General features: G+C 67.7%; 19 protein-coding genes. 9 read left to right on the top strand and 10 right to left on the bottom strand.

Annotation, left to right across the window (positions count from 1 at the left end; all coding sequences use genetic code 11):
- Window positions 1-24: 24 nt before the first annotated feature.
- From ACFXHA_RS39505 to ACFXHA_RS39460, 10 genes are all read right to left on the bottom strand, one after another.
- A complete protein-coding gene (locus ACFXHA_RS39505) occupies window positions 25-1,212 on the bottom strand; it encodes a cytochrome P450 (RefSeq protein WP_379365524.1) in 1,188 nt (395 codons plus the stop codon).
- Between the two features lie 35 nt (window positions 1,213-1,247).
- On the bottom strand, window positions 1,248-2,507 hold the full coding sequence (locus tag ACFXHA_RS39500) for a cytochrome P450 (protein WP_379365522.1): 1,260 nt from the start codon (window positions 2,505-2,507) through the stop codon (window positions 1,248-1,250).
- Complete coding sequence (locus ACFXHA_RS39495; RefSeq protein ID WP_379365521.1) at window positions 2,504-3,121, bottom strand: ATP/GTP-binding protein; 618 nt, start codon at window positions 3,119-3,121, stop codon at window positions 2,504-2,506. Before ACFXHA_RS39495 ends, ACFXHA_RS39500 begins: the two co-directional genes overlap by 4 nt.
- A complete protein-coding gene (locus ACFXHA_RS39490) occupies window positions 3,102-3,455 on the bottom strand; it encodes a DUF742 domain-containing protein (protein WP_379365520.1) in 354 nt (117 codons plus the stop codon). The genes ACFXHA_RS39495 and ACFXHA_RS39490 overlap by 20 nt, the downstream gene beginning before the upstream one ends.
- Window positions 3,452-3,865 (bottom strand): roadblock/LC7 domain-containing protein, encoded by a 414-nt coding sequence (locus ACFXHA_RS39485; protein WP_379365518.1) that lies wholly within the window; start codon window positions 3,863-3,865, stop codon window positions 3,452-3,454. The genes ACFXHA_RS39490 and ACFXHA_RS39485 overlap by 4 nt, the downstream gene beginning before the upstream one ends.
- Entirely contained in the window at window positions 3,862-6,030 is a 2,169-nt protein-coding gene (locus ACFXHA_RS39480; protein ID WP_379365516.1) for a sensor histidine kinase, read from the bottom strand. The genes ACFXHA_RS39485 and ACFXHA_RS39480 overlap by 4 nt, the downstream gene beginning before the upstream one ends.
- 197 nt (window positions 6,031-6,227) lie before the next feature.
- Window positions 6,228-6,893, bottom strand: coding sequence for a TMEM175 family protein (locus ACFXHA_RS39475; protein WP_379365514.1), 666 nt, complete (start codon window positions 6,891-6,893; stop codon window positions 6,228-6,230).
- A gap of 42 nt (window positions 6,894-6,935) precedes the next feature.
- Window positions 6,936-7,616, bottom strand: a complete 681-nt coding sequence (locus tag ACFXHA_RS39470) for a hypothetical protein (RefSeq protein WP_379365512.1) — start codon at window positions 7,614-7,616, stop codon at window positions 6,936-6,938.
- Window positions 7,613-7,972, bottom strand: a complete 360-nt coding sequence (locus tag ACFXHA_RS39465) for a hypothetical protein (RefSeq protein WP_379365510.1) — start codon at window positions 7,970-7,972, stop codon at window positions 7,613-7,615. The genes ACFXHA_RS39470 and ACFXHA_RS39465 overlap by 4 nt, the downstream gene beginning before the upstream one ends.
- 88 nt (window positions 7,973-8,060) lie before the next feature.
- Window positions 8,061-8,276, bottom strand: a complete 216-nt coding sequence (locus tag ACFXHA_RS39460) for a hypothetical protein (protein ID WP_379365508.1) — start codon at window positions 8,274-8,276, stop codon at window positions 8,061-8,063.
- A gap of 220 nt (window positions 8,277-8,496) precedes the next feature.
- Here ACFXHA_RS39460 and ACFXHA_RS39455 point away from each other — a divergent pair, with 220 nt between their 5' ends.
- The 9 genes from ACFXHA_RS39455 (at window position 8,497) to ACFXHA_RS39415 (ending at window position 19,217) form a co-directional block, all read left to right on the top strand.
- A complete protein-coding gene (locus tag ACFXHA_RS39455; protein WP_379365506.1) occupies window positions 8,497-9,486 on the top strand; it encodes a zinc-binding dehydrogenase in 990 nt (329 codons plus the stop codon).
- 210 nt (window positions 9,487-9,696) lie between these two features.
- On the top strand, window positions 9,697-10,449 hold the full coding sequence (locus ACFXHA_RS39450; protein WP_379365504.1) for a hypothetical protein: 753 nt from the start codon (window positions 9,697-9,699) through the stop codon (window positions 10,447-10,449).
- Window positions 10,450-10,527: 78 nt separating this feature from the next.
- Window positions 10,528-11,904 carry an MFS transporter gene (locus tag ACFXHA_RS39445; RefSeq protein WP_379365502.1) on the top strand — a complete coding sequence of 459 codons (1,377 nt, stop codon included), beginning with the start codon at window positions 10,528-10,530 and terminating at the stop codon, window positions 11,902-11,904.
- A complete protein-coding gene (locus tag ACFXHA_RS39440; RefSeq protein WP_379365500.1) occupies window positions 11,894-12,313 on the top strand; it encodes a MarR family winged helix-turn-helix transcriptional regulator in 420 nt (139 codons plus the stop codon). The genes ACFXHA_RS39445 and ACFXHA_RS39440 overlap by 11 nt, the downstream gene beginning before the upstream one ends.
- 37 nt (window positions 12,314-12,350) lie before the next feature.
- On the top strand, window positions 12,351-13,157 hold the full coding sequence (locus ACFXHA_RS39435; RefSeq protein WP_379365498.1) for an N-acetylmuramoyl-L-alanine amidase: 807 nt from the start codon (window positions 12,351-12,353) through the stop codon (window positions 13,155-13,157).
- A gap of 135 nt (window positions 13,158-13,292) precedes the next feature.
- Complete coding sequence (locus tag ACFXHA_RS39430; protein WP_379365496.1) at window positions 13,293-15,248, top strand: amino acid transporter; 1,956 nt, start codon at window positions 13,293-13,295, stop codon at window positions 15,246-15,248.
- A gap of 163 nt (window positions 15,249-15,411) precedes the next feature.
- The gene (locus tag ACFXHA_RS39425; RefSeq protein WP_379365494.1) at window positions 15,412-16,320 is read left to right on the top strand and encodes a metal-dependent hydrolase; all 909 of its coding nucleotides are present in this window, start codon (window positions 15,412-15,414) and stop codon (window positions 16,318-16,320) included.
- Window positions 16,317-17,426: a PDR/VanB family oxidoreductase gene (locus ACFXHA_RS39420; protein WP_379365492.1), complete on the top strand. Its 1,110-nt coding sequence runs from the start codon at window positions 16,317-16,319 to the stop codon at window positions 17,424-17,426. Before ACFXHA_RS39425 ends, ACFXHA_RS39420 begins: the two co-directional genes overlap by 4 nt.
- Before the next feature lie 63 nt (window positions 17,427-17,489).
- Window positions 17,490-19,217, top strand: coding sequence for an SDR family oxidoreductase (locus ACFXHA_RS39415; RefSeq protein WP_379365664.1), 1,728 nt, complete (start codon window positions 17,490-17,492; stop codon window positions 19,215-19,217).
- Window positions 19,218-19,291 lie beyond the last annotated feature (74 nt).

Below are 19,291 nucleotides of genomic sequence, written 5' to 3'. Positions count from 1 at the left end.
GTTCCCGAGCTAGCGGGGCTGTGGTCAGGCCAGGTTGATCGGGAGGGCTGCGATGTCGTTCTGGGTCATGACCGGGAGGTTGGGGATCTGGTCGGAGGGGGTGGCGAGGGTGAGGTTGGGGAAGCGGTCGAAGAGAGCGGGGAGGCCGATGGAGGCTTCGAGGCGGGCCAGGGCTGCGCCGGGGCAGATGTGGGGGCCGTAGCCGAAGGAGATGTTGCGGGAGGCGGTGGGGCGGGTGATGTCGAAATCGTTGGCGTCGTCGCCGAAGACGGCGGTGTCGCGGCCGATGGCGCGGTAGGACATGACTACGCCGTCGCCCTTGGCGATGACAGTGTCGCCGAGGGTGATGTCCTCGGTGGCGAAGCGCATGAGGAGATGGGTGACGGGGCCGTCGTAGCGCAGGGTTTCCTCGATGACCTGCTTCCACTCGACCTCTTCGGCGCGCACCGCGGCCAGTTGGTCGGGGTGGGTCAGCAAGGCGCGCACGGCATTCAGGATCAGGCTGACCGTGGTCTCGTGACCGGCGGCCACCAGGGCCTTGAGGTTGCCGACCACCTCCTCCTCGGTGAGCGGCTCCCCGCCCTCGTCGGCCAGGATGAGCGCGCTGGTGAGGTCATCGCCGGGCTCGGCGGTCTTGCGGCGGACCATCTCGGTGAAGTAGACGTCCATGTCCTCGATGATCTGCAGCCGCTCGTCCTGCGGAGTCACCATGGAGAAGAACTTCTTGTACCACTCCAGCAGCATCGGCTGATCCGCGCGCGGCACACCCATGAGCTCGGAGATCACCCGCATCGGCAGCGGGTAGGCGAAGACCTGCTTGAGGTCGACGGCCGCACCGTCGTTGCCCGCCTCGTCCAGATCGTCGAGCAGCTCCTTGGTGAGCCGTTCGATGCTGGGGCGCAACTCTTCCAGGCGGCGCGGGGTCAGCGCCTGAGTGGTCTTGATGCGCAGCCGGCGGTGCTCCGGGCCGTCGACGGTGAACATGGAGCGGCCCGCGTCGATCATGCCGATCAGCGGCCACTGGCGGGTCACCACGCCGTCGGTCCACAGCTTCCAGGCGTTGATGTCCTTGATAAGCCGTGTGTCGGTAAGCAATTGGCGTGCGACGGTGTGATCGGTGATCGTCCAGGCGGGGACGCCCAACAACTCGATCCGGGTGATCGCCCCGGCGGCGCTCAAGGTGGCGGTCTCACCCGCGAGATCACCCACCATCGGATCGATAGTGATGGCGTGCGGACATGCGGAACTCACTGGAAACCTCCGAGAGCGCGAACAGGTGTGAAAACAACAGGAAGAGAAGTCATTCCACGCAGGAACGGCGATGGACGCCGCACCAGATTCTGGGCGGGCACCGCCAGATCGATATCGGGCAGCCGATCCAGCAGCACCTCGATACCGGTCCGGGCAATGGTCTCCGCGATCTGCTGCGCCGGGAACGGGCAGCGGTATTCGCCGTGACTGAAGGCGAAATGGGCGCTGTTGCCGGTATGGGTCGCGGCATTGCCCACCTGCTGACGCACGTGCGGATCGGTGTTGGCCGCCGCCAGCCCGAGCAGGAGCAGGTCGCCGGCGCGAATCGTCTTGTCCGCCAACCGGGTATCACGGGCCGCCCAGCGCCCGGCCAGGATCGAGGTGGGCGAGTCCTCCCACAGCACCTCGTTCATGGCCTGCCCCACGCTGCGCCGGCCACCACCCAACGCCGCCGCGAAACGGTCGTCGGTGAGCATCAGACGCATGGAGTTGGCCAGCCAGTCGGCGGTCGGCAGATGGCCCGCGGCAGTCACGGCCATCAGGTCGTTGACGAACTCCTCGTCGGTGAACTGACCGGGATGCGCCAGCATGCGCGACACCAGATCATCGCCCGGCACAGCACGTTTCACCGCCAGCAGGTGCTGCATGTACTGCATGAACTGCAGATGCGCACCCTGGGCGTCCGCGCCGCCGTCGGCCATCACCTTCATGGCGCGGGCCAGCCCGTGCCCCTCGGCGTCCGGAAACCCCAGCAGCCACGCCAGAATCAGCACCGGCAGCGGCTCGGCGAAATCGGCCACCAGATCGGCCTCGCCACGGCCACAGAAGCGGTCGATCAGCCGATCCGCCAAAGCCTCACAGACCCTGCGCAATTCGAACGGATCCACCGATTCCAGCGCGGGCTCCACCATGCTCAGGTGCCGGCGATGCTCCGCACCCGCGGTGAAATAGATCGACGGCATGGGCGAGCCGACCATGGGCAGCAGCGGCCAATCCGGCGGAATATTGGGCCACTGGTTCCACAGACTCACATCGCGCGGAAACAGCTCGGGAGAGTTGGTGACCTGATGCATCTCCCGGTAACCCAGCACCAGCCAGGCCGGAATGCCGCCGGGCAGCTCGACCGCGGCCACCGGCCCTTGGTCCCTGCGCATTTCGCGATAGAGCGCCTGCGGGTCGGTGTGGAAGCGGGGGCCGCTGAGCGCCACCGCCGCATGCGGTACGGGGCAGGCACTGCCCGGTGCGGTCGAGGTCATGCTGGACTCCTCCCGGGAGCGAGCTCCGGATGGTAGAGATACTCGACCAGGCTGATCAGGACGTTCTTACAGGATTCGCGGTCGCGCGCGTCGCACTCGACCAGCGGGATGTGCGGGTCCAGATCCAGCGCTTCACGTACCTCCGGCAAGGATGGTCCCGGCCCGAAACTGTTGCACGCCACGATGAACGGCGTCTGCTGATGCTCGAGCCGGTCGATCGCATACCAGGAGTCGGCGATGCGGCGCTGATCCACCAGCACGATCGCGCCCAGCGCCCCGGTGAACAGGCGATCCCACAGGAACCAGAACCGCTCCTGACCCGGCGCGCCGAACAGGTACAGCACGTGCTCGGTGTCGATGGTGATGCGGCCGAAATCGAAAGCCACAGTGGTGGTGGACTTTCCGGGCACACCCGCCGGATCGTCGACGCCGACGGAGACCTGCGTCATGGTGGCCTCGGTGTCCAGCGGACGGATCTCGCTCACCGAACGCACCATGGTGGTCTTGCCCACGCCGAAACCGCCCACGATGACGATCTTCAAGCCCTGACGGGCATCGGCGTGCAGGGGCGCGTCGGCGCGCGCCGGGCGAGTGTCAAAGCTTGCGGAGTCCAACGAGCACCTTTTCCAGGGTGGTGGTGTCGGGCAGCCAATTCCATTGCCGCGCGGCATGATCGGGGTGGCGCACCGTGATCTTGCCCGCGTGCAGCAGATCCGACAGCAGAATGGTGGTGATGCCGACCGGCAGTCGCAGCTCGGCAGCGATCTCCACCACCGCGGTGGGTGCGCGGCACATGTCGAGAATGGCGGCATGCTCGGACTGCATGCCGCGCACCGGGGCGGATTCGCTCACCACCAGGGTCACCAGATCGAAGGCATCCGAATCCGGTTGGCTGCGACCGCCGGTCAGCGTGTAGAGCCGATCCGGAGCCTCGTCCGGTCTGGTCACGACACGCTCGCTCCCGGGACCCGCGGGGCGGCGGCAAGATGCTCACCGAGCTGTTCCACCAGCTCGCGCATATTGTGCCCGACCAACCCCGCGTCGGCGTCCTCCGCGGCCACCACCGCGATATGAGCGCCCACCCCCGCCTCGACGATGAACAGGATCCCCCCGTAGAACTCGGTCATGGACTGCCGCACGCCGCCCCGACCGTCCCCGAACTCCACCGACGCCCCATGCGAAAGGCTCTGCAGCCCAGCGGCTATCGCCGCCAACTGATCGGCACTATCGATCCCCAGCCCCTGCGTATGGCAGATCTTCAAACCGTCCCCCGACAGCAACAACGCATGCCGCGCCCGCGGCGTACGCGCCAGCAGCTGCTCCAGCAGCCAACCCAGATGTGTCGCGGACGCTGTCATCGATCGGTCTCCCAGGAGGTCGGAGGGGCGGGGAACGAACCCGTGCCGTACTCGCGGCCGGATTCGCCGTCGGCGGGCGCTGCCGCGGGCGGCGCTGCGGCAGCGGGACCGGTGGAAGATACGGTGGCACCGGTCCTTTCGCCTCGGAATGGTTCCGTCAGCGACGAGGGCAGCAGGGTCGCGGTGCTGTCGACATCCTCGTGCGTGGACCGCACCGGGAACGGCGGAGGGGCCAGGGTGCCGTCGCGCGGCAGATCGACCCGCGGCATCACATCCCCTACGGCGGGCCTGTCGGCTGCCTCGCGATCGGATCCTCGGCCTGGTGCCGACGGCTGCGGTGCGGGCTCGTAAGGGCGTGTGCCGCTGAGGATGTCGCGGCGTCGATCGCTGCGGCGGAGCGCGTCGAGGACGGGGGAGCCGAGTGGCTCGGGACCTGGGCCGTCCTGGCCGTCCTGCTCATCGGGCGCGGTCAGCCAGCGCGACAGCGCGTGCGGTGTAGCACCGAGATTGGTCAGCGCGGCCGGGGCGTCGCCGCGACCGCTGACGGCGCGCTGGAAGGCGGCCATGGACGACGGTGCCGACGGCGGGCGCGGGGCGGGCGGCGGCGTCGCCGACGTAGGAGCGTTGGGGCGCAGGGCGGCCAGGCCGTCCGGGTGCACGGCTGCCAAGGTAGTGCCGCGACGGCGCTTGGGCAGACCGCCGGCAGTCACCGGCTGTGAGCCGAGGTCGCTCACCGGCTCCTTCGCATGCTCGGGACCGGCTGTCGAATCGGCATGGCGATCGGAATCGATACCAGCCCAAGCTATTCCGTTGTCAGCCCGGTTCGCCCGGGTATCGTCGGCTTCGGCCGCGCTCGTCTGTGCTTCCGCCGTGGCAGCTCGCGCCTCGTCGGCTCCGCGCATCAGGGCGGCGACCTCGGTCATGCGGACGTCGGAGGATGCGGCGGGCGCCGGGGCGGAACTCGCTGGGACGGGGTTGATTCCGGTCTTCGGCGCGGCAGGCTGAAGGGCGGAGTCCGACGGTGCGGTGTAGACGGGATGCTCGCCGGTCGTCACCGGGGTGAGGCGGCTCAGGGTGCCGGACTGGCGGTCCAGGCGGGTGATGAGTTCGCGGGGGACCACCACCACGACCGCGGTGCCGCCGATGGCGGAGGGGCGGTAGCTGACGGTGAGGTCGTGTTTGCGGGCCAGGTGGCCGACCACGGCCAGGCCGAGGCGGGTGCCGGAGAGGGAGGAGAGGTCGGAGTCGCCGCGGGGACGCGAGACCGCGGATTCGGCTCGGCGCAGCGCGGATTCGCTCATCACCAGGCCGCTGTCCTCGATGGTGATCACCACGCCGGCGGGCACTTCCGCGGCGTAGACGTGCACCTCGGTGGTGGGCGGGGAGAAGTTGCAGGCATTGTCGAGCAACTCGGCCAGCGCGTGCATGATGCCCTCGGCGGCGTGACCGGCGATCGCGATCTCGGTGACCGCGCGTAACCGGACCCGCTGATAGCCGGCGACCCGTCCCATCGCCCCGCGCAGGATCGACTCCATGGCAATGGGTTTGGCCCAACGGCGGCCCGAACGCGCACCGCTCAACACCGCGATGCTGTCGGCCAGGCGACCGGCCTGCGCGGTGCGGTGATCGAGTTCCAGCAGGTCGGCCAGGACCTTGGGATCGGCGTGCCGATGTTCCATCTCGCGCAGCTCCGCCAGCATGCTGGTGCTCATGGCCTGCATGCGACCGGCCGCACCGGCGAAGGCGGCCAGCGCGGCCGCGCGGCGATGCTCGGTCTCCTTGGTCGTGCGCGTCTGCTCGGCGATCTGCTCACGCAGACCCGCGATCCTGTTCTCGGACTCGGCGATTCGCGCCTGCGCGGTGCTGACCGTGGTATTCACCTGGGCCTCGGCCTGCATCCGGTGGGCCAGCACCTCTTGGCGGATCTGGCCGAGCCGGGCCCGATAGTGCGCGGTCACGGTGATCGCCGCGCTCAGCAGCAAGGCCGCCGCGCCCGCACCGACCGCCAGCGGAATCCGGAAATCATTGGGGGCGAAGAACACCGCGGCCGCCACGACGGCGGCCGTGATTGCCAGCGAGCCCGCCAGTACGCCGATCGGAAAGGGTGGGCGCTGTGTCCGAACGGTCTGTTTCTCCCCGCTCGCCGGGCTGACTGATTCCGACACGCTCCGCACTTCCGCACCGATCTTCACCAGGGCGAACGCCCCGGTGCCCCCGACCGTCACCGTCGGCGAGCCGGGTCAAAAACCACGGTCCGGCAAGCGGATTCGGATCTGCGGCACGAGCATAAGCGGACCGGTCGGCTCGCGCTACCCGAGCGCGAACCTACCGGCAAGTTGGGTCCCGCTGTCCGGGACGACGCTCACAACCGACTGAGCACGCGGTCGCGGGACGTGCTGATCCCATAGGCCAGCACCGCCACCAGATACAGCAGCAACGCCAACGCCGGCAGCACCAGACCGATCGCCGCGATCACGTCGAAGGCGACGAAACCCACGATCGCCTGCAGGCTTTCGCGCCGTGCGAACGCGGCGTCATAGCCGGGCTCGAACAGATCCGGATTGCGGCGCACCGCGGCCCACATCACGAGCCAGGCCGCCGCCTGAAACGATGCCACCACACCATAGAACGCGGTCGCCACCTTGGCATTCTGGCCGCCGTCCTCGAGATGGTGGGCCAGCACCGTGGTCGGGAACGGCAGGAACGCCACCGCCAGCAGCAGAAGCAGATTGCCGCAGTGCAGCAGCCCGTCCACACGCCGGATGCGGCTGAAGAAACGGTGATGGCACAGCCAGACCACACCGATGGTGAGAAACGAACCGGCATAAGCCAGATAGCTCGGCCACATCCCTGTCAACTGCCGCCACAGGTCGCCGCCCTCGGTCTCGGGCAGCCGGATCTCGATGACCAACAGCGTGATCGCGATGGCCATGACGCCGTCGCTGAAGGCTTCGACGCGGGTGGTGTCGGTCAGTCGGGAATCGCGTTCGGGGGCGGTGCTCGCGGCAGACGCGGGGGTGGTGCTCACAGAATCCGGGTGTTGCATTCCAGCATTATCGAAGGCGCGCGCTCAGGCGTCGATATCCTCCAGCACCTGATTGCGCATCCGCACGCTGGCGATCAACGAGCCCAGGGCGAATCCGAAGACGGGGATGCACACGACCGGCGACCACGCGTTCAGTTGCGGTCCGTCCGGGCGCAGCAGGGTCACCACTCGCATCGCCGCCAGCGTGAAACCGCTCAGGCCCGCGAACATGAACAGCGCCAACGGCAATCGGAAGCGCGCCGGGGCCGTGCGATAACTCAGTACCGAGGCGGTGACCACCGCGCCGTTCACGGCCAGGCCCGCGAGCGCCACGATCCAGTTATGGCTCTGGATGGTCACATACGACGGATGCAATGGGTCGTAGGTGAGCAGTAGCCCGGCCTCCACCGCGACCAAGCCGACATAGAACGCGCGCCGCAATAGCGCCCGGCCCCACGCGTCGGCCACCGTCACGCCGATCAGGGCGCCCGCGCCGACCAGCGACACATCCGCGATCAGTCCGGAAAAGCCCTCGAAATGCCCGCTCGGCAGGGACATCTCATTGGCCGAGTCATTGATCGCCGGGGTGCGCAACAGCGCCCACACCGCCAGCAGCGCCAAGCCGATGGTGAAGGGTCGCGATTCGGAAGCCCGCCAGCGGGGCAACCGGGCGGCCGCCGCGGCGAGCGCGCACACCGCGGCCAGGACGGTCACGACACTGTTCACCGGAACAGCCTCGCCCCGGCCTCCCCGCGAGAGGGTTTGCGCCGCGCCGTTTCCTCCGCCTCTTTATCCCGCCGCAACAACTCCGTGAGCAACTGCCGCGTGGTGGCCTGGCGAATAGCACTGCCGGATCCGGCGCGCTGCGCCTCGGCCTCGGTGATGATCCCGGCCACCACCTGCACCTCCACCGGATTGGCGCTGTAGGCGCGGGCGATCTCGATCAGCGTCTCGACCGGCGGGGTCGGCATCGCCAGATGCCGCGCCAGCGTGGCCTGCGGAATTCCCGTCACCACCGCCATGGCCCGCGTGCTGTCCCCACCCGTCAGCTCCTCGAGCCACTGCTTCAGCTGATCCTGCACCGCGTGATTCTCGCACGCCCCGCCCCAGGATCGAGGCACGGCGCACAGATTCAGAGATTGAAACGCTGGGCGGTGGAACGGCTGCGGGTCAGCGGGTTCCGGTGCGAACGCCGTCCCGGATCTGGTACACGCGGGAGGTGGTGATGTCACCGGCGGCCTTGGCGATCAGGAAGACGCGTTCGCCGGCGGCGGTGGCGTCCTTGATGCGGTCGCGCCAGATGGCGTCGGCGGCCTGAGCGGCCTGCTTGGCGGCTTCGCGGGCGCGGGTGGCCTGGCGAATGTCGTCTAGGAGCGGGGTGGGCATGGAGGCAACCTTCCTTGTCCCCGGGGGTGGGCGGCGGATCTCGCCGCGCCATCCAAACTAGGCGGTGTGATGAGTCGAAGTCAAGGCTGCTTGTCTCGAAAATGACTCATAGCGAGTTCGCTCTCGGAGGAATCTCCACCGGTCCGCTTGACCTGAACATAGGTCGAGGTTCGATGCTCGATCCATCGACAGCGGTCGAGATCGACAGGGAGGCAATGACATGCGAGTGGTGCAAGCGAAGGAATTCGGCGGACCCGAGGTGCTCTCGGTGACCGAGGTGCCCGATCCCGTGGCCGGGCCGGGTGAAGCGGTGGTGCGGGTCGCGGCCGCGGATGTGATGTTCCTCGACACCACACTGCGCAGCGGTCTGGCCGCCGCCTACTTCCCGGCGGTGCCGCCGTTCGTGCCCGGCGGCGCGGTGGCGGGCACCGTAGAGTCGGTCGGAACCGGTGTGAGCACCGCCTGGATCGGCAGGCGGGTCGCCACCCCGACCGCCGCCAGCGGCATCGGCGGCGGCCTGCCCATCGGCGGCTACGCGGAACTGGCCCTGGCCAAGGCCGCCACCCTGGCCGTCGTGCCCGAAGAGCTGACCTTCGTGCAGGCGGCGGCACTCGCCCACGACGGGCGCACCGCCCTCGCGGTCGCCGACCGCGCGAATACCCAACCCGGCCAATGGGTCCTGATCACCGCCGCTGCGGGCGGACTGGGCACCCTGCTGATACAGCTGGCACGCGCGGCGGGGGAGCGGGTCATCGCCGTTGCCCGGGGTGAGGCGAAACTCGAGCTGGCGCAACGACTCGGTGCGCACGAGGTCGTCGACTACTCGCAACCGGATTGGGCCGAGCAGGTCCGGGCCATCACCGGCGGCGTGCAGACGGCCTTCGACGGCGCGGGCGGCGAGATCGGCCGGGCGGCGCTCACCACGATCAACCCGGGCGGCTCGCTCATCGCCTACGGTAATTCGGCAGGTGGATTCGCCGCCGTGGATACAGAATCCGCTGCGGCCCAGGGCATCACGCTGGTGTCCCTGTTCGATATCGCGACCCCCGACACCGACTGGCTCAGCCTGCACGACCGAGCCCACGCCGAGGCCGCGGCCGGTCGCCTCGAAGTCGTCGTCGGCCAGACCTTCCCCCTCGAAGAGGCCGCCGCCGCCCACACCGCCATCGCCTCCCGCACCGCCCTGGGCCGCACCATCCTCACGGTCTGACCGGCGTGTCGTAGTCGACCGCCCAGTCCGTCAGCGCAAGGTGGACTGGGCGACGGCGCGCCACCGCCCGCGACGTCCACGCGGAGTCGACGATGAACGCACAGAGTCGACGAAGCGCACGGAGTTGGCAGTCGACGCGCGGAGTTGGCTCCGGGCGTGCAGAGATGGCACCGGGCGTGCGGAGTTGACGATGGGCAGACGGAGGCGGCGATGCGTACACGGACCGGAGTGGTCGGGGCACTGATCACCGCGGCGTGCCTGGGCTGGGCCGCGTCTGCGGGGGCCGCCCAACCCCCGCCGAGCGATGTGCTGCCGGTGCCGACCGATATCGAGCCGCTGCAGGTGCCCGAGCGTACGTCGATCTCGGTGCGCACGATGGTGCCGGGCGTGGGCTGGGGCACCGAGAACGAGACCGAAGAGCGTGCGGCCCTTTCGATTTCGAAGCTGTTCATCGCCGACTACGCGCTCCGCCACGGTGACGGCTCGGCCGCCGACCGAGACCTGTGCGAGCGCATGATCCGCAAATCCGACGATGCCGCCGCAGACCGCCTCTCGCACAAATACCCCTCCGCCATCGACGACATCGCCCGCGAATACGGCCTGACCGCCACCCACGGCGCGGGCGACTGGGAACTGTCCACCACCAGTACCGCCGACGTCGCCGACTTCCTCGCAGCCAAGGTCCGCACCGAACCCGACAGCCCCATCCTCGCCTGGATGGAGGAACCGGCCGACAAGGCCGCCGACGGCACCCGCCAGGACTGGGGAACCGCCCGCCTCCCTCAAATCCTCGGCAGCAAATGGGGTTGGTCGGACCTCGGCGATCCAGAAGTCGCCTCGGCCTCCTTCGGTCCGGGCTTCACGGTGTCCGCCCACACCTACGGCACCGCCGAACAGCAGACCCAGGATGTGCAGAACGTGCTGTGGGGCCTGATCGGAAAGCTGACCCCGCCCAAGCGCTGACGCCGATTTCCTCGGCGTGACCTGCGCCACTCGGGTGAACCCTTGCATTCGGAACAGTTGTGTCCTCACAATCATTGTGTGCTTACAACTGTCGAGGGGCTGAGCGCGCGGCGGAAGACGATCATTCTCATCACCTGCTGCCTGAGCCTGCTGATCTCTTCCATGGACGCGACCATCGTGAATGTCGCCATCCCGGCCATCCGCACCGATCTGGGTGCGCCGATGTCGCGGCTGCAGTGGATCATCGATATCTACACGCTCACCCTGGCCAGCCTGCTCATGCTCTCCGGCGCGGCCGCCGACCGTTTCGGGCGTAAGCGGGTCTTCCGCATCGGCCTGCTCGCCTTCGCGATCGGCTCGCTGCTGTGCAGCCTGGCGCCCACCATCGAAGTTCTCATCGGCGCGCGATTCCTGCAGGCCATCGGCGGTTCCATGCTTAATCCCGTTGCCATGTCGATCATTACGACCACCTTCACCGGCCGGGTGGAGCGGGCTCGCGCGGTCGGGGTGTGGGGTGCGGTGGTCGGGATCTCCACGGCCATGGGCCCCTTGGTCGGCGGCGTGCTCATCGACAGCCTGGGCTGGCAGTCGGTGTTCTGGATCAACCTGCCGATCGTGGCGGTCGCCTTGGTGCTCACCACTGTCTATGTGCCGGAATCGAAGTCGGCCAACCCGCGCGGCATCGACCCGATCGGTCAGGTGCTGGCCATCGCCGTGCTGTTCACGCTGGTGTTCGGCCTGATCGAGGGCAAGCCCGCGATCTTCGTGATCTCCGCGCTGGCCCTGGCCGGATTCGTCTGGCACGAGTCGCGCCACCCGTCGCCGTTCATCGATCTACGTTTCTTCCGCAGCTTCCCGTTCTCCTCGGCCACCGTGATCGCGGTCTGCTCGTTCGCCGCGCTCGGCGCGTTCCTGTTCGACATGTCGCTGTATCTGCAAGGCACGCGGCACTTCTCGGCCGTGCACACCGGCCTGCTCTACCTGCCGATGGCGCTGGGCATGCTGATCTTCTCGCCGCTGTCGGGCCGCCTGGTGGGCCGCTACGGCACCCGGCCGTCGCTGCTGGCCGCCGGCATCTTGATGGCCGCGGCGGCCGTCGGCCTGACCCTGCTGCACGCGGACACCCCGATCTGGCAGTTGATCATCACCTTCACCCTGTTCGGCATCGGTTTCGGTATGGTCAACGCGCCGATCACCACCACCGCGGTCAGCGGCATGCCGCTCGATCGCGCGGGCGCGGCGTCTGCGGTGGCCTCCACCAGCCGCCAGGTCGGCGTGAGTCTCGGTGTGGCACTGTGTGGTGCGCTCACCGGCGCGGGATTGTGGTGGACCATCGCCGGTTTCGCCACCGCCGTCATCGCGTTGGGAGTCGCCGCCAATACCGACTGGGCGTACCGTACGCGAGATCGCGTCGCCCCCTTGCTCGAACAGAAGGTCCCCGCTCATGCCGGCTGATACGCCCACGACCGATGTGGTCTGGCGGCAACTCACCCACCTGGTCATGGATACCCGCGACGGCTGGAAGCGCGCGGTGGTGGAGCGAACCGGCATGCCGTTCAGCCGGATTCGCGTGCTGCGCCGCTTGCTGGTCGGCCCGCTGACCGCGAAGCAGCTGGCGCAGGCGGCCGCCATGGACGCCCCTGCTACCACCGTCGTGGTCAACGATCTCGAGGAGCGCGGCCTGGTGATTCGCGAGATCGACCCGTCCAACCGGCGTTCCAAGCTCATCTCGCTCACCCGGGCGGGTCAGGAAGTGGTGGCCGAGGCGCTCGCCACACCCGACCCCGCCCCTGCGGAACTGGCGTCGCTGACCCCTTCCGACCTGCGCACTCTCCACGAGATCCTGCGCAAACTCGAACACTGACTTACGGCTTCGTGATTCAACCGTTATCGTTTGTCCCGTGCGACACCGACACTGGCATTCCCTGGCGGCACTCTGCGGCGCCCTGCTGATCGCGGGCTGCGGGCAGAGCCTCACCGCCACACCGGTTTCGGCGTCCGAGCCGCGGCCGAGCCTGGCTCCCGCCTCGACCCTCGCCCCCACCTCACCGCTGCTGCCCATCGCGGGCCAGACCGTGGTCATCGATCCCGGCCACAACGGCGGCGGCGCCGCCCATGCCGACGAGATCAATGCCCAGGTGCCCGACGGGCGCGGTGGCATGAAGCCCTGCAACACCACCGGCACCAGCGCCAATGACGGCTACACCGAGCACGAATTCAATTGGGATGTGGGCGTGCGGGTTCGCGACCTGCTCACCGCCCGCGGCTTCCACGTGGTGATGAGCCGCGACAGCGACGACGGCGTCGGCCCGTGCGTGAACGATCGCGGCACCCTCGGCAATCGCGTCGGCGCGGCCGCGGTCGTCTCCATCCACGCCGACGGCGCGCCCGCGGGCGACCACGGCTTCCACGTCGCCTACTCCTCGCCCGCGCTCAACGACGCCCAGTCCGGGCCGTCGGTCGCGTTGGCCACCACGCTGCGCGACACCATGGTCGGGGCCGGGTTCACGAACTCCAACTATGTCGGTTCCGACGGCCTCGACCCGCGCGCGGATCTGGCCGGGCTCAACTTCTCCGAGCGCCCGACCGCCCTCATCGAATGCGGAAATATGCGAGATCCCGGTGACATCGCCGTCCTCGAATCACCCGACGGCCGCGCACGATTCGCGCAGGTCATCGCCAATGCCATCGCCGCCTATCTGGGCTAGCACATCCGACTGAAGGACTCACGGCGCGGGGTGCGTCCGCGCCCGGTTTGCCGTGAGTAGATTCTTCACGTCATTGACGGAATATTTTCGGGCTTCACGAAAGCAACCGGACCGCAGAGTTCCGGGGAGGACTCCTTGACCACGACCGACGTACGGCCGCGCTCGCGCTTCGCGAACTGGCTACTCGAGGACGCGGGTGAACACCACTCGCAGATTCAGGGGCCGATGGCCAAGAAGGCCCCCAAGGAACATCAGCATTCCTGGTGGAAGGTCATGTGCCTCACCGGTGTCGACTACTTCTCGACACTGGGCTACCAGCCCGGCATCGCGGCCCTGGCCGCGGGCGTGCTCTCGCCGCTGGCGACGATCGTGCTGGTGGCGCTGACCCTGCTGGGCGCGCTGCCGGTGTACCGCCGCGTCGCCAAGGAGAGCCACGACGGCGGCGGCTCGATCGCCATGTTCGCCAAGTTCCTGCCGAACTGGTGGGGCAAGATCTTCATCCTGGTGTTGCTGGGCTTCGCGGCCACCGACTTCACCATCACCATGACGCTCTCGGCGGCCGACGGCGCCGCGCACATCGTCGAGAACCCGAATGTGCCGTCGTTCCTGCACGACCAGAACATGATCATCACCCTGGTCCTGCTGGCACTGCTGGCGGCGGTGTTCCTCAAGGGCTTCAGCGAGGCTATCGGCATCGCGGTCGGACTGGTCGGCGCGTATCTGGCGCTGAACGTGGTGGTCGCGGTGGTCGGCATCGTGAAGGTGGCGCAGGCCCCGCACCTGATTACCGACTGGTCGCATCTGCTGACCGCCAAACACGGCAATATCTTCGCCATGATCGGGGTGGCGCTGCTGGTCTTCCCGAAACTGGCGCTGGGCCTGTCCGGCTTCGAGACCGGTGTCGCGGTCATGCCGCAGATCAAGGGCAATCCGGCCGACCCCAAGGAATTCCCGCGCACCCGGATCGTCGGCACCCGCAAGCTGCTGACCACCGCGGCGTTCATCATGAGCGCCTTCCTCATCATCACCAGCTTCATCACCACCATCCTGATTCCGGAGAAGGAATTCGAGGAGGGCGGACAGGCCAACGGGCGCGCGCTGGCCTATCTGGCGCACGAGTACCTCGGCAATGTCTTCGGCTCGATCTATGACGTCAGCACCATCGCCATCCTGTGGTTCGCGGGCGCGTCGGCCATGGCCGGTCTGCTCAACCTGGTGCCGCGCTACCTGCCACGCTTCGGCATGGCTCCGGAGTGGGCACGCCAGATTCGACCGCTCACATTGGTTTTCGCGCTGATCTCGTTCGGCATCACCTGGTACTTCAATGCGAGCGTGGACGCGCAGGGCGCGGCCTATGCGACCGGTGTGTTGGTGCTCATCACCTCGGCGGCGGTCGCGGTGACCATTTCCGCCTGGAAGAAGCGGCAGTACTCGCGCGTGGTGGGCTTCGGCGTGGTGTCGGTGATCTTCGTCTACACGACGATCGACAACATCATCGAGAAGCCCGCGGGTCTGCATCTGGCCATCTTGTTCGTGGTCGCGATCATCGTGGTGTCCTTGGCCTCCCGTATCCGCCGGGCCTTCGAACTGCGGGCCGTCGAGGTGATCTTCGACGAGAAGGCGTGCGCGATGATCGACCAGCTCGCCGAACGCGGCGAGATCCGCATCGTCACCCACGACATCACCGACGGCCGCTCGCCCGAGGAGTACGCGGAGAAGGAAGCCGATCAGCGGCGCGAGAGCCACATTCCCGAGTCCGAGCCGATCCTGTTCCTCGAGGTCATCGTGAAGGACCCCTCGGAGTTCTCCACCTCGCTCAATGTCACCGAGGTGGATGTGGACGACTACCACATTCTGACCGTCGAGGCCGCGGCCGTGCCCAACTGCATCGCGTCGATTCTCATCGCGATCCGGGACCGCACCGGTGAGTGCCCGCACGTGTACTTCGAATGGACCGAGGGCAATCCGCTGACCAATCTGGTGCGGTTCCTCTTCTTCGGCGAGGGCGAAGTGGCCCCGGTGACCCGCGAGATCCTGCGTCGCGCCATCCCGCGTCGTTCGCAGCGCCCGCACGTCCACGTCGACAGCTAGTAGTAGCGACACGCCGTAAACCCCTCGTCGTCCCGGGTGCATCCGGGGTGGCGGGGGGTTCGCGTTATCGACATCGAATATATGTGTAACTCCTGGTTTCACGCATGGGTAGAATGTTGCTACGCTCACGCAGCAAACGTGGATACGAGATCCAGGAGTACCGATGAAGCTACTTCCGACGCTGGGCCGTCGCTCGCCGGTGACCGAACCCGGAGAGGTAGCCCTGCAGGCACGCAATGTGCAGTTCGATTGGTCACGGACCGAACCGGTCTGGATGAAGCGTGATCCGATCGGCTCGCACGTCCTCAATGCCCTGAGCATGCTGCTGCCCGAAGGCGAGCGCATGTTCCTGGTGACCTTCGGCGAGGCACTGGAACTGGTCAAGGACGAGAAGCTGCGCGAAGCCATGATCGGCTTCATCGGGCAGGAGTCCATGCACGCCGAGAGCCACCACGGCGCCCTCGAACAGGTGCTGAAGACCCACGGCATCGACGTGGAACCCTATGTGCAACAGGCGGAGTTCATCTTCCGCAAGACGCTCGGCCCGCGCGAGATGTCCACCCCGGCCGCACAGCAGCAGCAACTGGTGGAACGCCTGGGCGTGATCGCGGCGCTCGAGCACTTCTTCGCCTGGCTCGGCGACTGGGTGCTCAATGCCGACCTCGAGAAGTTCGACGCCGACCCACAGATGCTGGACCTGTTCCGCTGGCACGGAGCCGAGGAAGTCGAACACCGCATGGTCGCGCACGATGTGGCCGAATACTTCGAGGTCAGCTACGTGCGCCGGTGCGCGCTCATGCTGATGGTGTTCCCCATCTTCATCGCCCTGCTGGCGCGTGGCGCGAAGTATCTGGTGCACCAGGATCCCTCGCTGCCCAACCACCGCTACCCGATGCTGATCCTGCGTATCTTCGCGTCCATGTGGCGCGGTTCGGTGCCGGGTATCCCGTCGCTGCTGGTGAGCGCACTGTCCACCTTCAAGCCCGGATACACCCCCGCGACCGTCGGTTCCAGCGCCCAGGCCATCGCGTACCTGGCGCAGTCCCCGGCCGCCCGGATGATGGCGTCGTGAGCGCTACCCGGCCCGTTCCGTTCGACCCGCCGCAGGACCTGTACGGCAAGGCACGTGCCGACCGCACCACCCGGGTGCTGGACTTCATCGCCGAAAGCCGTTTGCGCTGGACCACTTTCGTCAACCGGCACGAACCGCCGGCACCGGTGAACGACTGGCGGATTCCGCTGGTCGTGGTGGAGCGCCGGGTGGAGGCGCACGACACCGATGTGATCAGCCTGCTCATGACCGCGCCGGATGGGCGCGCGTTGCCCGAGTGGCGGCCAGGCGCGCACCTGGACCTGGAGTTGCCCTCGGGGAAGGTGCGGCAGTACTCGCTGTGCGGCGATCCCGCCGATCGGCACGCGTATCGCGTTGCGGTGCGCCGGATTCCGAACGGCAACGGCGGTTCCCTCGAAGTGCACGACGAGCTGAAGATCGGCACCGCGCTGACCGTGCGGGGGCCGCGCAACGCATTCCCGTTCGTGCTGCCCGGATACGGATCCTCGGCCGCGCGTATGCATTTCGTGGCGGGCGGCATCGGTATCACGCCGATTCTGCCGATGATCCGGATGGCCGAGCGGCTCGGTGTCGAGTGGACCATGGTGTACGCGGGGCGCTCTCGCGACACCATTCCCTTTCTCTCGGAAGTGGAGTCGTTCGGGTCGCGGGTGACCGTGCGAACCGATGACGAGCACGGGATTCCGAGCGGGGCCGACCTGCTGCCCGGCGTCGGCACGGACACCTCCGTCTACTGCTGCGGTCCGGTTGTGATGACCCAGCTCATCGCCGATCAGATTCGCGAGATGCCCGGGGTGGAACTGTATTCCGAGCGCTTCTCACCGCCGCCCGTGGTCAACGGCACCGCCTTCCAGGTGGAACTGGCCCGCGGCGGCGAGGTCATCGAGGTGCCCGCCGACAAGTCGGTGCTCGAGGAAGTGCTGAAACTCCGTCCGGACAGCGCCTATTCGTGCCGTCAGGGCTTCTGCCGCACCTGCGTGGTGCGGGTCCGCGAGGGCGACGTCGACCATCGCGACACCGTGCTCACCGACGCCGAGCGTGCGGCCGGCGACATGCTCATCTGTGTATCCCGTTGCGGCGGGGACCGTTTGGTGCTGGACATCTAGCACCGTCTCAACGAGGAGAAGATCGTGACCGATCACCCCACCGTCATCCCCGCCGCCGAGCGCATGGTGCGCTCGGGCGAATTCGATATCGCCGTCTACGAATACGGTGAGCCCTCGGCCGAGACCATCGTGCTGGTGCACGGCTGGCCCGACGACAACCACCTGTGGGATCGGGTGGTGCCGCTGCTGGCCGACCGCTTCCACGTGGTCACCTACGACACCCGCGGGCACGGTCGCTCCACCCGCACCGACCGCACCGAGGACTACAAGCTCGAGCACTTCGCGGCCGACTTCTTCGCGGTCGCGGACGCGGTTAGTCCCGATGCGCCCGTGCACATCCTGGCCCACGACTGGGGTTCGGTGGAGATGTGGGAGGCCGTCTGCGAGCCGCAGGCCGCCGAGCGGGTCGCCTCCTTCACCTCGGTGTCCGGGCCCAACCTGGATCACCTGGGCGCGTGGGTGCGTTCGAGCCTGTCGCAGGGCAAGGTGTGGGGGCCGTTCACGCAGCTGCTGTCGTCGATGTACACCGGGCTGTTCATGACGCCGGGCGTGCCGCGGGTGGTGCTCAAGCCGCTGGGCACCGAGAAGATGTGGTCGCGTTTCGTCGGGCTGATGAACGAAACCTCGCCGGAAAACATCAAATTCGGTCCGGAGTTCCGTCGCGACTTCTTCGACGGCATGCGCATCTACCGCGCCAACATCCTGCAGCGGTTGAGCGATCCGCGTGAACGGCGCACCGAGGTGCCGGTGCAGTTGATCATCGCGCGCCGCGATGTGGCGGTGCGGCCCGCCGGTTACGCCGACACCAAGGAGTACGCGCCTACCCTGTACCGGCGTGAGGTCGGCGGCGGGCACTGGCTGCCGTTCTCGCATCCGGAACTGCTGGCCACCTCCACCGTCGAACTCATCGACGCGCTCCGCACAGGGGAGACCTCGCGCGGGCTCAAGCGGGCCGAAGTCGGTGCGCAGCAGCGGGCTTTCGAGAATCAGCTGCTGGTGATCACCGGTGGTGGCAGTGGCATCGGGCGCGAGACCGCGCTGGCGTTCGCGCGCAGCGGGGCCGAGGTCGTGCTGTCGGACATCAACCTCGACTCGGCCAAGGAGACCGCGGAACTCATTGCGGCCCAAGGTGGTAAGGCGCATGCCTACCAACTGGACGTGTCTTCCGCCGACGCCGTGAACGAGCACGCGGCCACCGTCATCGCCGCCCACGGCGTCCCGGACATCCTCATCAACAATGCGGGCGTCGGCGCGGCCGGTGACTTCTTCGACACCTCGGCGGCCGAATTCGACCGGGTGCTCAACATCAACCTGCACGGAGTCATCAACGGCTGCCGCGCCTTCGGCAAGGCCATGACCGACCGCGGCCTCGGCGGCCACATCGTCAACCTCTCCTCGATGGCCGCCTACACCCCGCAGCAGGGCTTCGCCGCCTACTCCACCTCCAAGTCGGCGGTCTTCATGTTCTCCGACTGCCTGCGCGCGGAACTGGCCGCCAAGGGTATCGAAGTGCACACCATCTGCCCCGGCATCGTGCACACCAATATCGTTGCCACCACCCGCTTCTCGGGCATCTCCGCCGAAGAGGAAGCCGCCAAGCAGCAGCGCTACGACAAGCTCTACGCGGCCCGCCGCTACGGCCCGGAAAAGGTCGCCGCCCAGATCCTCAAGGCCGTCGAAAACGGCCGCGAGGTCGTCCCGGTAACCCCCGAAGCCTGGCTCCAATACCGCTTCAACCGCTACGCCCCCTCGGTCGCCCGCTTCTTCGCCGCCCGGGTCAAGCTGACGTAGGGATTACCCGTTTCTCGGGGGACTCACACCACGGACGAGTCCCCCGAAAAATGGGTTTGTCGTGGGGATTCGTT

The sequence above is a fragment of the Nocardia sp. NPDC059240 genome, assembly GCF_042753865.1.
Classification (GTDB): domain Bacteria; phylum Actinomycetota; class Actinomycetes; order Mycobacteriales; family Mycobacteriaceae; genus Nocardia.
Note: the sequence above shows the minus strand (reverse complement) of the source record. Positions and strands in the feature narration are given on the sequence as shown.

Bases quoted from the DNA above. Each gene is read 5' to 3' on its own strand.
- ACFXHA_RS39505 (WP_379365524.1), bottom strand. From the start codon at position 1,212: ATGGTGGGTGATCTCGCGGGTGAGACCGCCACCTTGAGCGCCGCCGGG.
- ACFXHA_RS39500 (WP_379365522.1), bottom strand. From the start codon at position 2,507: ATGACCTCGACCGCACCGGGCAGTGCCTGCCCCGTACCGCATGCGGCG.
- ACFXHA_RS39485 (WP_379365518.1), bottom strand. From the start codon at position 3,865: ATGACAGCGTCCGCGACACATCTGGGTTGGCTGCTGGAGCAGCTGCTG.
- ACFXHA_RS39460 (WP_379365508.1), bottom strand. From the start codon at position 8,276: ATGCCCACCCCGCTCCTAGACGACATTCGCCAGGCCACCCGCGCCCGC.
- ACFXHA_RS39455 (WP_379365506.1), top strand. From the start codon at position 8,497: ATGCGAGTGGTGCAAGCGAAGGAATTCGGCGGACCCGAGGTGCTCTCG.
- ACFXHA_RS39450 (WP_379365504.1), top strand. From the start codon at position 9,697: ATGCGTACACGGACCGGAGTGGTCGGGGCACTGATCACCGCGGCGTGC.
- ACFXHA_RS39440 (WP_379365500.1), top strand. From the start codon at position 11,894: ATGCCGGCTGATACGCCCACGACCGATGTGGTCTGGCGGCAACTCACC.
- ACFXHA_RS39425 (WP_379365494.1), top strand. From the start codon at position 15,412: ATGAAGCTACTTCCGACGCTGGGCCGTCGCTCGCCGGTGACCGAACCC.
- ACFXHA_RS39415 (WP_379365664.1), top strand. From the start codon at position 17,490: ATGGTGCGCTCGGGCGAATTCGATATCGCCGTCTACGAATACGGTGAG.